13 protein-coding genes are annotated in these 14050 nt (G+C 46.8%); 4 read left to right on the forward strand and 9 right to left on the reverse strand.

The window, feature by feature from the left end:
* Window positions 1-30 precede the first annotated feature (30 nt).
* The 8 genes from A3848_RS03415 to A3848_RS03450 form a co-directional block, all read right to left on the reverse strand.
* Window positions 31-2784, reverse strand: a complete 2754-nt coding sequence (locus A3848_RS03415) for a CHASE3 domain-containing protein (protein WP_178381895.1) — start codon at window positions 2782-2784, stop codon at window positions 31-33.
* Window positions 2785-2895: 111 nt separating this feature from the next.
* Entirely contained in the window at window positions 2896-3288 is a 393-nt protein-coding gene (locus tag A3848_RS03420; protein ID WP_074083542.1) for a DivIVA domain-containing protein, read from the reverse strand.
* Between the two features lie 120 nt (window positions 3289-3408).
* The gene (locus A3848_RS03425; RefSeq protein ID WP_074083543.1) at window positions 3409-3768 is read right to left on the reverse strand and encodes a replication termination protein; all 360 of its coding nucleotides are present in this window, start codon (window positions 3766-3768) and stop codon (window positions 3409-3411) included.
* A 408-nt stretch (window positions 3769-4176) separates the two neighbouring features.
* Window positions 4177-4833, reverse strand: a complete 657-nt coding sequence (locus A3848_RS03430; protein WP_074083544.1) for a general stress protein — start codon at window positions 4831-4833, stop codon at window positions 4177-4179.
* A gap of 111 nt (window positions 4834-4944) precedes the next feature.
* Window positions 4945-7440, reverse strand: a complete 2496-nt coding sequence (gene hrpB / locus A3848_RS03435) for an ATP-dependent helicase HrpB (RefSeq protein ID WP_074083545.1) — start codon at window positions 7438-7440, stop codon at window positions 4945-4947.
* A gap of 126 nt (window positions 7441-7566) precedes the next feature.
* Window positions 7567-7962 carry a DnaJ family domain-containing protein gene (locus A3848_RS03440; RefSeq protein WP_074083546.1) on the reverse strand — a complete coding sequence of 132 codons (396 nt, stop codon included), beginning with the start codon at window positions 7960-7962 and terminating at the stop codon, window positions 7567-7569.
* Between the two features lie 105 nt (window positions 7963-8067).
* A complete protein-coding gene (locus tag A3848_RS03445) occupies window positions 8068-8445 on the reverse strand; it encodes a GIY-YIG nuclease family protein (protein WP_074083547.1) in 378 nt (125 codons plus the stop codon).
* Window positions 8446-8466: 21 nt separating this feature from the next.
* Window positions 8467-9261: a DUF2087 domain-containing protein gene (locus tag A3848_RS03450; RefSeq protein WP_074083674.1), complete on the reverse strand. Its 795-nt coding sequence runs from the start codon at window positions 9259-9261 to the stop codon at window positions 8467-8469.
* A 264-nt stretch (window positions 9262-9525) separates the two neighbouring features.
* Between A3848_RS03450 and A3848_RS03455 the strand changes: the two genes are divergently transcribed.
* From A3848_RS03455 to A3848_RS03470, 4 genes are all read left to right on the forward strand, one after another.
* Entirely contained in the window at window positions 9526-10347 is an 822-nt protein-coding gene (locus A3848_RS03455) for a CPBP family intramembrane glutamic endopeptidase (protein ID WP_074083548.1), read from the forward strand.
* 125 nt (window positions 10348-10472) lie between these two features.
* On the forward strand, window positions 10473-10988 hold the full coding sequence (locus tag A3848_RS03460; protein ID WP_074083549.1) for a GNAT family N-acetyltransferase: 516 nt from the start codon (window positions 10473-10475) through the stop codon (window positions 10986-10988).
* 203 nt (window positions 10989-11191) lie between these two features.
* Window positions 11192-11893: a response regulator transcription factor gene (locus A3848_RS03465; protein WP_074083550.1), complete on the forward strand. Its 702-nt coding sequence runs from the start codon at window positions 11192-11194 to the stop codon at window positions 11891-11893.
* On the forward strand, window positions 11853-12962 hold the full coding sequence (locus A3848_RS03470; RefSeq protein ID WP_178381896.1) for a HAMP domain-containing sensor histidine kinase: 1110 nt from the start codon (window positions 11853-11855) through the stop codon (window positions 12960-12962). Before A3848_RS03465 ends, A3848_RS03470 begins: the two co-directional genes overlap by 41 nt.
* 83 nt (window positions 12963-13045) lie before the next feature.
* On the opposite strand, the gene A3848_RS03475 is transcribed toward A3848_RS03470, so the two are convergent.
* Entirely contained in the window at window positions 13046-13855 is an 810-nt protein-coding gene (locus A3848_RS03475) for an SDR family oxidoreductase (RefSeq protein WP_074083552.1), read from the reverse strand.
* Window positions 13856-14050: the final 195 nt, after the last annotated feature.

Consider the following 14050-nt stretch of genomic DNA (forward strand, 5'->3'; position numbering starts at 1 on the left):
AAACCATAATAAATCAAACCTATATTTCCGTCAATGGGTTTTTGAAAAGTCAAATCCATCCAACAATCGGCACATCCGTGTAACCACATCCTTAATCACCACAGGCTTGCTGATAAAATCCGAGGCTCCTGCAGCCAGACATTTCTCACGGTCTTCCTTCATCGTTTTGGCTGAAATCGCGATAATAGGAAGTTCAGGCAACTGTAATTCGTCACGGATAATCGAAAGGGTATCATACCCGTCCAGGTTTGGCATCATGATATCCAGGAGCACAACATCTACTTCAGGGTGTTCTCTGACTATTTGCAGGCATTCGAATCCAGAATGAGCGGTTAGAATATTCATGTCATAGGGCTCCAGCCCTTTTTCCAGGGCATAGATGTTGCGGATATCATCATCTACGATCAGTACAGTTTTCTCATGCAGCTTCAAATATTCTCTTTCGAATGGTGTACTGTCCTTCTTAACAGGTATCTCCTGCCGTACTCCCCATTCCAAAGCAGCGGCTGCCGGGGTGCTCCAGACATCTGAAAAAACGGTATTGAACCCGTCATCTTCTTCACGGCAAGGGAGATACAACGTAAAGGTGCTGCCCGTCCCCTCTTTGCTATCAAGTATTATTGTGCCGCCTAACAATCTGGCAAGCTGAAGGGATATGGACAATCCCAAGCCTGTTCCGCCGAATTTCCGGGCTGTGGAGCCGTCAGCCTGACGGAACGCTTCAAAGATGATCTCCCGGTTCGCTTCCGAGACACCAATACCGCTATCCTTTACGGCAAAAGCGATTACAGGTTCAGCTGTAAGAAACTGTGACTCCGTAAAAGGTTCAACCCGGTGAATGTTCACCTCCACGAAACCCTTCACCGTAAACTTAAAAGCGTTGGAAAGCAGGTTCCTCAGGATTTGATGCAATCTCATTTCGTCTGTAAAGAATAAATCGGGAACATCATCCTGAAGTGTTACCTTGAAGTCTATATTCTTCTGCTCAGCAATTTTGTTGAAATAACCCTTCAGTATGAATGGCAATTCAGTAAGGTTGACGGCATCCCGTTCGACTGTCATTTTGCCTGCTTCTACTTTGGACAAATCCAGAATATCGTTGATCATTGACAGCAACTCACTGCCGGACGAATGAATGACCGCTGCATATCCGAGATCTTCTTCCGACAGGGAATCATTGCGGTTCTCAATAAGCAGTTGTGAAAGAATAAGCATACTATTAAGCGGTGTGCGCAGCTCGTGAGACATATTTGCTAAAAATTCAGATTTGTAGCGGGAACTTAGCTCCAATTGTTCATTATACTTTTCCAGTTGAACTGCAGCATTCTCGGCAACGGCCTTCTGATCCTCCAGCTCCCGGTTTATAGTCAGCAATTCCTGTGTATGATGCTGCAATTCCTCAGTTTGTACCTGCAATTCTTCGGACTGTACCTGAAGCTCCTCAGATTGAATCTGTAGTTCTTCGTTCATCGCTTGAGATTCTTTATACAAATGCTGGATCTCCATACGCGTCAAAACAGAATTCAAGGTGACCCCCAACATTTTCAGCAACTCACCAAACAGCTCAAGATGGTATGGGGCCCATTTGGTAAGTGAAGCCACTTCCAGAACGGCTACAGTTTTGTTCTCGAATAGAACAGGAGCAATAACAGCAAATTGGGGTGCGGATCTTCCGAGCCCGGAGTTAATGCTTATGTAATCCGCTGGTAAATTCTCAATCCGGCTCAGCCTTTTATCAATCGCACACTGGCCAATGAGGCCCTCACCCAGGCGGATGATTGTCTTCCCGCTCCGGAACTCCTGATTCTCCGAACCGGCATAAACATACTTCCGTTCCAATTGATCGTTCTCACCCAGAACATAAATGACTCCGTACTGCATCTCCAGCATAAAGGACAGTCTGTTCACAAATGTCCTGCACACTACTGATAAATCCGTCGTTTCCTGAAGCGCTATAGACATTAAAGATATCTGTTCATTGCTCCAGTGATCCCGCTGCACAGTATCCAGAAGTTCATTTGTTGCTTTCCCCAGATCATAGATTTCATCCAGGGTCTTCACTGTGATCCGCTCGGACATATTTCCTCCGCCTGCAATACTCCGGATCGCCTGAATGACGCTACGGAGTGGATTGACAATACTGGCAGAGATCAGGTAGGTTACAAGAGCTGCTAAGAACGCAACCAGTGTCCAGAGAACATACATAATCTTCAGAAGCTTATTGTTGCTTTCTTTCAAATTGGTAATACGTTCGCTGGTAAGCTTCCGCTCGTTATCCCGGAAGTACTCTAACTGTGAGCGTATGGAATCAACGATCAGCTTGCCGCTGTCATTACGAAAGAAAGCGTTCACCGCCTCATTCTGCCCATTGCGCTTAAGATCAACTACATATTGTCCGGATATCTTGATCCATTGAACAATATTCTCTTGGATATCGTTCAAGTTCAATAGCTGATCCGGATTATCCCTAATCATACTGCTTAATTTAGTGTAATTAATCTTCCACTCTGTAGTCCCGCTATCATAAGGAGCCAAATAGCTGGGGTCTCCAGTAAGGGCATAACCCCGCTGACCGGTCTCCATGTCCAGCACATTTTTTTCAATCTGATAGGTAAGCTCATGCAAAATCATATCATGATCGCTCAGAAAAACAGTTTCTTTCTCCAAGGCGCTAATCCTACCGGATACAACCAGCAGAAACAATCCCAGCATTAACAGGATCATGGCGTAACCGAGAGCAATTTTCCCGCGGATCTTCAGCTGTAAACCTCGCTTATCATGCAATGGTCCACCCTCCATCTGGAATTCCAATATATAATTCATTTACACAAGTTATTCTATAATTGTAAATGCTGGCAAATCAGATAACAAGGGTCCATTTGCATTATAATGCTGTTATAGAAAACTTTCGCTCCTAGGCAGCCTGTCCTTTAATTGTCTTACGTTGGCTTCCAGCTTCAAGATCACATCTTCCAGGTCCATCGGATCAATCCCCCGGATGACCGGTGCGGGTGCCGGAACAGCTTCAGCCTTTTGGGCTTTGTCCTTCATTTCGCGAAGCTCTATCTGCTGCTCCTGCCATTTATCCATCAAATCAGCTATTGTAGCATAGAAGCGCTCATAATCCTTGATCACGCTATCCAGAAACGTGTCTACCTCTTCGGCATCATAGCCGCGAAGCTTCATACTGAATTCTTTCTCATGTATGGTGAGTGCGTCGAGTGTAATGCCTAGTTGGCTGAACAGCTTTCTCTGCTTATCCAGTCTGCGTTTCATGTGTTCATCCATGTTAGTTACCTCCAAGTATATAGCGTTTCATCTGGCAGTAATCATTATAACAGGGTAACAGCAACCTGGAAATATCACTTAGGTTGTAGTTCTTAAGATTAAAATCTAATCCCTTGAAGATTAGAAATTATCCGAAACAGCTTTGTTCAAAATCCCTAGACAGCGGTCAAGATCCGTCTTGACCTGCTTCTTATACAATCTGGCTTTTTCCTCTCCATCCGTGGTGAAATGATACAGGACGATCTCTTGGAAGTCCACCTTGGGATCATTGCCTTTCAACTGCTTGGTCCGGTATAGAATCCCTTGCTGGACCAGTTCATGCAGTGCCCGGTAGATTTCACTCTGAGGAGGGGAATAGCCATGCGTTTTGAAATCTCTCCGCAAATCCTCAAGCATCTGATAGCCATACCCCTTATGTTGCTCAACCATTGTAATCAGATATACCTTGATAAAAGCCCTTTGGGCAATCATAAACGCCATGGGACACCTCCTAATGATGTGTTTCCTTATCTTTCCTGCACAACTTCAGTATAAACACTATTTCCCTGATTTCACAATAAGAAAATCAGAGAGAATCCCCTTCCTTGAAACCTTTTTTAGGATCTAAATACCGCAATTAGTTCGAGTAAAATCGTTGAATCTAGAGTGTGTGATTCTTTTAGTTTATCTATTATGAATTTTTCATATGATGAAATAAAGTTTATAGGAGGCTTCTAGATATCATTATCCAATAGTCGGGACAACCCGTTCGCTGTATTCAACCGATTTCATTTTCTAAAAACAAAAAGACCGCACCTCAGATATTTTCTGAAATGCAGTCTTTTGAATTTATTATAACTCTATTCTTCGCCCATAGGCTTCAATACAGCTTCTCGCAGCCTTGCTGGCCTACATCCGGTTGCCGTTGTAACGGTCCGGGTCGACATCCGCGTTCATGGAACCTCTGTTGCCCATGGAATTACCTACTGTCGTATCATCCCTTATAACATCAGGGTTTGTTGCTCCCCGGTCCGTAATGGGATCATTCAGCGTACCATCGCCATACAAGCTGTTATATCTGCTGGCATTCAAGGAACGGTTGCCCGTGAATACGCTGTGGATATCGCGTCCGCGTCCATTATCATCCACCAGGACGAGGATTTTTCCGCTGTCCACGTAGCTTTCATATTCTTTGGCTTCATCCTCAGGAATACCCAGTCCTATTAATCCTCCAACGAGACCGCCCGCACCTGCGCCGATGGCTGCGCCTGTAAGAGTAGCCACTATAGGGCCTGCCGCCAGAATAGGACCTATCCCCGGAATGGCCAGTGCCCCGATTCCTGCAAGCAGTCCGGTAATCCCCCCAACTACTCCTCCGGTTGCGGCACCGGTGGCTACGCCTTCTGGTGCCATAGTTCCTGTATCATCCGATATATTTTTGAGTTCATTCCGGTCACGTGTGATCACTGAGATTTCGTCATTACTTACACCCTGTCGCTGCAGCTCTTCAATTGCTCTGGTCGCTTCTTGTTCTGTGTTGAATACACCTATGATTTTGTCGGTCACTTGAAGCCCTCCTTCGTAATTGTCGTTCGCTACATTATTACCCGATCATATACATCCCAAACAGGGTGTAAGCATTTTCAGTGAAATGATGATGTAAGCAAGGAAGAACGTTTATTTTGAAGGGCGTGTACGGTTTGTAGGGACTGCCTGCAGCGGATCATCCGGCCAGTAGTGCTTGGGGTAGCGTCCTTTGAGATCCTTTTTGACTTCAAAATAGGTGCTGCGCCAAAAACTGGCGAGGTCCGCCGTCACCTGCACGGGTCTCCTTGCCGGAGAAAGCAGATGCAGCAGTACCGCAACCTTGCCTCCCCCGATCCTTGGTGTATCTACTTGGCCGAACAACTCCTGAAGCCTGACCGCAAGCACCGGTGCCTCTGGGTTACTGTAATCCACCGGAATCCGTGAACCGCTGGGGACGGTAATATGCGTTGGGGCTTCCTTGTCTAGCATCTGACGGCTGCTCCAATCCAGCAGTCCCTCCAGCGCTCTGGATACAGGCACCCGCTGCAGGTCGCGGAGATTGCGCATCCCCTGAATAAACGGCTGAAGCCATTCCTTGAGGGAGGACAGCAGGGCTTCTTCCGAACCATCCGGAAAATCTGCCCGCAGCCTATGCAGGAATACCATCCTTTGTCTCAGCTGAACCGTGCCTTTGTCCCAGGGCAGCAGTTCGAGCCCCCTGCCTTCAATGACGCGAAGCAGTACCTCCTCTGCCTCTTCTGCTGTTGGTCTTTCATGCGAGGTTTCCTTCAGGATCAATGCACCCAGCAGGGTCCGCCGGCGCGCCTGTACACTTCCGCTATCATTATCCCAATAGACTTCGCGCTCATCTATCATATTGTTCTTGTGATGCTTCAGCAAATCTGCTTCAGGCAGCTCTGCGGCCAGCATAATCCGGCTCTGGCCGGCGCGGTCATCAATGCCGGCCGCTACAATATAGGGCGAACGCGTTAGCGGCTGCCCTTCTCTCATGGCCGCCCCCCGGCCACCCGAGAGCAGAAACGCGCCATCGCCGCGTTTTTGCCCAATGCGGTCGGGGTAGGCGAACGACAACAGCAGCCCGGTGAGGCTGATGTTGTCCGGCAGTGCACCCGGCGCGGCCTTCAGCTGCGCCAGGAAGCTCCGGCTCTCGCGCTGCACCGCGCGCAGAGCTGCCGGGTCCGCTCCGCCGCTGTCCGCAGCGGAGCGCTCGAACCTCAGCAGCGCCTCCACGCGCAGCGTGAGGTCGCTGTCCATTGCCGCGGGACCCCGCCAGAGGTCCCGCTCCTGGAGCAGCGCCGCCAGCCGGCAGGCGAGCGGCGCTGCTCCCAGCTCTGCCGCGCGCAGCAGCATGTGCGCGACGCGGGGGTGCGCGCCGAGCGCGGCCATGCTGCGGCCGTGCGGCGTAATGGCGCCGCCGGCGTCCAGCGCGCCGAGCTGGCGCAGCAGCGCTGTGCCCTGCGCGTAAGGCGCAGCAGGCGGCGCGTCCAGCCAGAGCAGCGCCGCCGGGGAAGGCGCTCCCCATAGCGCCAGCTCCAGAGCCAGCTGCGCCAGGTCGGTCTCCATGATCTCCGGTACATTGTCATCCGGAAGACGGGCATGCTCCTCCTGGCTCCACAGCCGGTAGCATACTCCCGGCGCGGTGCGTCCCGCACGGCCCCGCCGCTGGTCAGCCGAAGCCTTGGAGACCGGCACCGTAGTCAGCCGGGGCATGCCCGTGCGCGGCGAGAACACCTGAGTCCGCCGCAGCCCCGTATCGATCACCGTGCGTACCCCTTCGATCGTCAAGCTGGTTTCAGCAATCGAAGTCGCCAGAACTACTTTACGTTCTCCGGGTACTGAGGCTGCCACCGCGGCATCCTGCTGCGCCTGTGGCAGCTGCCCATAGAGTGGACGAAGCACTGTTCCAGGAGGGAGAGCAACATTTTGCAGTTCACGCTCGGTGCGGCGGATTTCCGCCTCCCCAGGCAGGAAGACCAGCACATCTCCAGGCTGCTCGGCAAGTGCACGGCGGACAGCGGCTGCAGCTCCCTGCTCCAGCTGCCTGTCTCCGGGGCCTGGCAGATAGACCGTTTCCACCGGAAAGGTCCGGCCCGGACAATCCACAATAGGCACACCTCCGAGCAGAGCCGATACCTTGTCGCCGTCCAGTGTTGCCGACATGATCAGAATCCGCAGATCCTCGCGGAGCACAGCCTGTGCTTCCAGTGTTAACGCCAGTCCCAGATCTGCATGAAGGCTGCGCTCATGAAATTCATCAAAGATCACAAGCCCTACATCGCCTAGCGACGGATCGCTTTGCAGCATTCGGGTCAATACTCCTTCTGTGACCACGACAATACGGGTGTTTTTGCCTACTTTTGTGTCATTGCGCATACGGTAGCCTACCGTTTGTCCGACACTTTCGCCCATGGAGGATGCCATGTAGCTCGCTGCCGACCGGGCGGCCAACCTTCTGGGCTCCAGCATAAGTATGGTTTTTCCGGCCAGCCAAACCTCTTCCAAAAAAGCCGGCGGCGTACCGGTTGTCTTCCCCGCGCCAGGCTCGGCTAGCAGAACGGCAGCGGTTGAAGTGTTCAATATGGTTTTCAGCTCAGGGAGCACCTGCGCAATGGGAAGCTGTCTCATCGAATCTCTCCATGTATTCTTATTGTCTAGTATTCCTAATATGATGGGCGAAACCCTAGTAAATTTCAAGCTCTCTGCATACAAAAAAGAGCTACCCTGCCCTTTCGGCCGGATAACTCGATTCAATTATTCTTCCCGCGTCAGTTGCTCCTGAATCTTGTCTCCATAGTCGGAGAACGCGCTGCTGTTCCCGAATCCGCGCTGCCCCATCAGCTCCTGAAGGCGGAGTCGTTTCAGCGTCAGTTGGGATTTAAGCTCTTTTCGTTCGCCATCCTCGGTGTTTCCATTGCTGTGACATGCCGCGAGCAGCTTCTCCAGAGTTACACATTCCTTGCGCAGCGTGACTTCTTCCGGGAGCAGACCGGCGTTCTTCATGATTTTGAAGGACATCCGCAAATCCTCCGGCACCCCGGACAGATCCTCCAGCTGAAGAGGTTTGCCGTGCCCCGGCAGATCCTCGAACTCACCACTACGCATAGCTTCCTGTATCCTCTGTTCCGCAAGCCAAGATAATATCGTCATATCCACTCTCCCTCCTCTGCTGCAAGGCCCCAATCAAGCTATCAGGCCGATGTGCTGCCGTTTGCCTATAGTTTAGCATAGGGGATGAGTGAAATCACCCGTTCACTATTTCTGTTTTAGATAACCGCGTTCTCCGTAAGGTGACAGCTTCTCCAGCCATTTGCTCTCCAAATCGGGCAATTGTTTGCGGTATTTGGAGAGTTCGGTTACCTCTGCCACAAAATCCTCTTCAGGCTTAATCTGCTCCAGAATCTCAAAAACAAATGCTTTCTCTCCGAATGCCTTCCAATCTGCCTGAAGCTCTTTATTGTCATGATTTCCGATGTCCAGCATGAACTTATGCTTATTCCAGACTCCATCCAGATTAATGCTGCTGCCTACAAAGGCCTTATCATTTAAGGTGTTGACGATTCGGTATACTCCCATCGGCCGGTGGGAATGCGCGTAGTTATAGGCTAATTCTTTACGTTTTGACTTTTCCATGTTTGCTGTTCTCTCCTTCATCTATAAACTAACCCAGTAGCTGCTTCCATCTGGCTCACGGTCCAGCAGCCCATAATCAATCAAATACCGCCGGAGCGTAACATAATCCGCAAAAGCCTCCTTCAGGATGGCGTTAACCTCATTCTCTGTATATTGGCGTCCGGTTTCAAAACGCTTAATCAGCTGGCGGAGAATTGCTGCTTTTCGCTTCTGCTTCTTGGGAAACTCCGAGATTGGACCTTCCAATCCCTCTTTAAAGTAGGTATTCAGGATTTCGGTATTCTCCTCCTCCGTAATGGCAAACCGTTCGTCAACCATGGCGGCGGAACGCGGGATACTGACAAAAGGCGAGGATGCCCCCGGCTTTTCTTCCACAAGCTCCATTACAGCGAGAAACAGCTTCGCCTGCTTCACCTTTTCCCGCAGAGTAAACCGGTGATTGCGCACGGTAGAGGTACTGCCAATGCCCAGTTCCTTGGCTGCTTCTCCATCACTCAAGCTGTGCCGAAAAGCATTCAGCAGCCCCTTCTGCAGCTCCGTTAATCCGGTAAGCTTCTTGTCCAGTCCCAGCAACCAGTGAAACATCCCTCCATGTGCCTGTTCCACATGAAGTGCTGCATATTTGCCGGCTTCATAATATTGACTCTCTTTCTTATAGATCAAGCCCTTCTCAAATTCCTCTCCACAGACCAGACAAGTATAGTAACCTGAATGCTCCCGCATCTCAAAAAGATATCCCTGCTTCAGCTCACTAATAGAGGCATTCCAGAATTTTTCCGAAATACTAACCGATTCATTACCTTCCGCCAACCCGATCACCCATTTCCGCCTTAATATATAGACATATTATCATTTTGTTTGTTATTTTACAATCATCTAATTACATTGTTTATAAAATGCCAAAAAAACTGCCCTAGCCATTGGCATTGTTCATCTACGTTCCACTCATCTCACCGGACAGCAGCTAAGAAATGTTAAGATTTCCGTTAGATTTCCTTAAGTAATTAGTTAGATCGCAGCGGATATTTTCGCCTACACTTATGGAGTCGTATCCAGTTTTATTACAAGGGGGAGTTTTATATGGAAAAGTTAAAAACTTATGCTTTTGGTCGGCCTGTAATGTTTTCAATTATTATGATTGTTGTGACGATTGCCCTTACGTCCATACCTTTAGATCCTTTGTTTGTATCTCTGTTAGGTCAGAAATCTAGTGAATATGCAACAGGTATAATTGAACAGGTACTGGTTAGTTTTGCAATAATATGGCTTCTGAAACGGTGGGGGTTATTGAAGAGTGCAGGATTCATCCGTCCGAGTTGGAAGGGATTATGGATTTACTGGCCAATGATTTTGTTAACATTACTTAATGGGTCAGATTTTATTTTTGGCAATATTGTTATAGATACCTCAAGACCGGCCGTAATTGGATTGTTCATCTTAACTTATCTGTCCACGGGGTTATTTGAAGAGGTGCTGTGCCGCGGTGCTGTATTGTCAGTAATGCTGCGTAAATGGGGAGTAACCCGAAGAGGTTGTTATGCTGCGGTAATCATATCCAGTGTATTGTTTGGTTCCGCACATATCATCCACTTTTTTCTTCATCATTCTTCATTGCTTGCTACGTTAACACAAATGACTTATGGAATATTCATCGGTGTGTATTTTGCAGCCTGTGTTATCAGGAATAAAAGCATTTTTCCAGCAATGATTGCTCATGGTGTATTTGATATCTTTGGCAGCCTTCAAGAAATTACGGTTGGCGGAGGTCTGAACAAAACCTACCTCACTATGACTGTCAGTAACTCCTTAATCTCAATTCTAATCTTTCTGCCCTTATTTATTTATGGACTTGTTATCATCCGAAAAGTAACACCTTCTGAAAATCACGGATCTATTGCATAGAGTTAACTTTTGCCTACAGCTATAATGGACAAATACATGGATGTATATCCACGTGAGTTAAGGCAGCCTCTAACCAGAATTATGTTGTGATGAAATAATAACTTTAATTGGGCGGTGAAAAGGAAATGAAAGAAAGAATTGTATTATCCCTGGCTACTTTAGACGATGTAGAATTCATTGTTGATAAAAAAACTTGTACTTCCTTATGGTCTTTCGAAGATTTTATTTCATCCGATAAGGAAGCAGTTAGAACGAATGTAATAGAGAAAATTAATAGTGATTGGTATAAGCAATACATAATAAAGCTTGATGATCCAGAAAGAACAGCTATAGGAGAATTGCATATTCATTGGTATGTAAAAGAGCGTGAAAGTTGGGAATTGGGTTATTGTATTTTCCCTGAATATCGAGGGCAAGGATTTTCTGTTGAAGCTGCAAAAATAGCGTTGAAGTATGCTTTTGAAGATTGGAATGCGCATAAAGTCGTTGCCATGTGTAATGAATTCAATACCGCTTCATACAAGGTGTTGGAAAGGTTAGGAATGGTCAGAGAAGGTATATTCAGAGAAGAATTACACTGGCAAGGTAAATGGGTAAATCAATTCTTCTACTGTATACTTGACAGTGATTATCGAAAATGAATATCTGAATTCACTTCACTAATCGACTGCCGGATATTTATATAAAATAATTGACGTCTTATTATTCCATCAAGCGAAGGTCTATATGTTGAATGGAAAATCAATGAAGGCTTGAATTCTAACGGAGAACAGTGAAGGACTTCAAGTGCATAACTCATGAATGAACATATTCATCACAGAGCGTTATTTGAAAGGGATCTACTATGGAGCAATATAGTATTCTACTTATTGATGATGAACAGGAAATTGTTGAGTTAATTGAGATTTATCTTGTCAATGAAGGGTATCGGGTATTAACAGCCTTTGATGGAACTGAGGGCCTTAACATTCTGAACCATCAGACAGTAGATCTGGTTGTGCTCGATATTATGATGCCAGGAATGGATGGAATGGAGACCTGCAGAAGGATTAGGCAGACCATGAACTTACCTATTATTATGCTAAGCGCCAAATCACAGGATATGGACAAGATTCTTGGGCTTGGACTGGGTGCAGATGATTACTTATCCAAACCCTTTAATCCAATGGAGCTGATTGCACGGATCAAATCACAGTTAAGACGTTATAACATTTTAAATGTACCGGGCCAACAAAAGAATGAGGACAGTGTCATTCATATCAAAGGTTTAGTGATCAATAAAAATAATCATTCCGTCTCTACTGACCACGGTGAGATCAATTTAACCCCAACGGAATATGAAATACTATTATTGCTCGCCAGTAGTCCCGGCACTGTGTTTAGTGCGGAACAAATATTTGAAGCGATATGGAAAGAAAAATATTTTGAATCTAATAATACGATCATGGTTCATATTTGGAGACTTAGGGAGAAAGTTGAGAAAACGCCAAAAACACCTGATATCATTGAAACCGTATGGGGAGTTGGCTACAAAATTGAAAAATAAACGGGGCACCATACGCTATAAGTTGATACTAGTTTTTTTCACTAGTGCTGCTTTGACCGGTTTATGTATGCTTTTGATATTTATGGCCCTAATTGTGGCCTCCAAAAACCACCCCTTCGCGGTATTTTTCATGCAGCATTTAATTATATTTTCCCTGCTATTATTTGTCGTTCTTATCTTGCTGATGATTGGATTTCTTCTTCTGATGACCAGAGGGAGCATCGCATATCTCGAAGATATCACGAAAACACTGGAAACCATCTCTAAAGGTAATTTAGAAGTCAACATTCCGGTAAAAAGCTCTGACGAGCTTGGAAAATTGGCCACCACCGTCAATAGCATGGTCTATAAACTAAAGATTTTGATGGAAGAAGAAAAAAGCTGGGAAAACACAAAAAATGATTTGATCACAAATTTATCGCATGACTTAAGAACACCGTTGACCTCTATCCTTGGGTATATGGAATTGATTGCGGATGTCAAATACACGGATGAAGAAAGCTTAAGGCACTATGCAGGTATAGCCTTCCAAAAATGTAATGAACTCAAGGTTCTGATTGACAATCTTTTTGAATATTCAAAGCTCACGAATTCGGAATTAACCATCAATAAGAGCTTGCTCAATCTAGGAGAACTTTTGGAGCAAGTGATTCTTGGATTTATTCCTGCACTTACAGAGGCGGAGATGGAGTATAGACTATTTTACAGCAATGAAAAAATCATGATTAATGCAGACCCGATTCTATTGGTACGGGTATTTGATAACCTTATTAGTAATGCTATCAAGTATGGAAGCGAAGGAAAATACCTTGATATCGAGTTAAGTAAAGCTGATCATGAAGCGCTCGTACGTATTATTAACTATGGGGAACCGATACTGGATGAGGATTTACCCTTTGTATTTGAAAGATTTTATACAGCTGATAAATCACGCTTTGGACAGACCAATGGATCAGGTCTGGGGCTTGCTATCGTAAAGAGCATTATTGAGCTGCATGACGGTACAGTTACTGTACACAACCTGGATCACAGAACCGCTTTTGAAATTAGATTAAGAATAGAGGCATAATACAAAAAGAGCCTAATCCATGGTCCACCACCGGATAAGACTCTTTTGTTCTCAGGGATTCTGTATCCTACTGTGTGAGTATATCAGGAGAGCAATGATTCTGCGCCATCAATCACAATCTGTGCTCCCGTGATATGAATCGAGTCATCCGAGGCGAGAAAAGACACCAGGTCCGCCACATTTTCCGGTTTACCCGGCCCATCAGCAAGTGGCTGCGCACCTTCCGGGAACTCAATCGGGATCACAATGGCCTCTACATCTTCATTAAATTCCGTGCTTTCATCAATATTCGTCGAGATGGCTCCCGGACAGATGACGTTGACACGGATTTTGAACTTCGCCAGCTCCAGAGCAGCCATCTTGGCAAAAGCAACCTGCCCCGCTTTGGTAGTACTATAGGGTGACCAGCCAAAGCTGGCAAAACGGCTGTTGCCGTTGATGGAGCTCGTAATGATGATGCTGCCTTTGCCTTTTTCTTTCAGATGTGGAATGCTGTATTTCAGCGTAAGAAAGGTTCCCGTCAGATTCACGGATATCGTACGCTCCCAATCATCCAGGCTCAGCTCTTCGATAGGGCCTACCGCTCCATTGATTCCGGCATTGGCAAAAACAATATCCAGTCCGCCGAAATGCTCCACCGTCTTGCGTACTGCCTCTTCCATGCGCCCTGCATCCGAAGTATCGACATCGATAGCGAGTGCACAGTCCTTGCGTTGTTTGTTCAGCTTCTGCTCCAGGACGGAGGTACGTTCATTCACCAGGTCAAACAAGGCTACATTTGCACCTTCACGGGCCATCTGAATCGCCGTCGCTCTGCCGATCCCAGAGCCCGCGCCTGTAATTATGGCTGTTTTACCGAGGAAACGCTGCTTTTTTGCTATATTCGGGCTCATATGTACACTCCCTTTCCAATTCGTCCAACTTAGTGGCTCTGTTTCAAGATTACCCAAATGGGCCTTGATTATAATCATTTCATGCAAAATTCGCACAAACTTGTTGCAACATGCTCACTGCAAGTACAAACAACCCCCTATTCACTACCTGTTAGACATATCCCAAAAAGGGCAAAAGAAATGGGTGAACTGCCC

It is taken from the genome of Paenibacillus sp. P32E (assembly GCF_001909085.1).
GTDB lineage: Bacteria > Bacillota > Bacilli > Paenibacillales > Paenibacillaceae > Paenibacillus_AQ > Paenibacillus_AQ helianthi.

Bases quoted from the DNA above. Each gene is read 5' to 3' on its own strand.
- A3848_RS03420 (WP_074083542.1), bottom strand. From the start codon at position 3,288: ATGGATGAACACATGAAACGCAGACTGGATAAGCAGAGAAAGCTGTTC.
- A3848_RS03425 (WP_074083543.1), bottom strand. From the start codon at position 3,768: ATGGCGTTTATGATTGCCCAAAGGGCTTTTATCAAGGTATATCTGATT.
- hrpB (WP_074083545.1), bottom strand. From the start codon at position 7,440: ATGAGACAGCTTCCCATTGCGCAGGTGCTCCCTGAGCTGAAAACCATA.
- A3848_RS03440 (WP_074083546.1), bottom strand. From the start codon at position 7,962: ATGACGATATTATCTTGGCTTGCGGAACAGAGGATACAGGAAGCTATG.
- A3848_RS03445 (WP_074083547.1), bottom strand. From the start codon at position 8,445: ATGGAAAAGTCAAAACGTAAAGAATTAGCCTATAACTACGCGCATTCC.
- A3848_RS03455 (WP_074083548.1), top strand. From the start codon at position 9,526: ATGGAAAAGTTAAAAACTTATGCTTTTGGTCGGCCTGTAATGTTTTCA.
- A3848_RS03460 (WP_074083549.1), top strand. From the start codon at position 10,473: ATGAAAGAAAGAATTGTATTATCCCTGGCTACTTTAGACGATGTAGAA.
- A3848_RS03465 (WP_074083550.1), top strand. From the start codon at position 11,192: ATGGAGCAATATAGTATTCTACTTATTGATGATGAACAGGAAATTGTT.
- A3848_RS03475 (WP_074083552.1), bottom strand. From the start codon at position 13,855: ATGAGCCCGAATATAGCAAAAAAGCAGCGTTTCCTCGGTAAAACAGCC.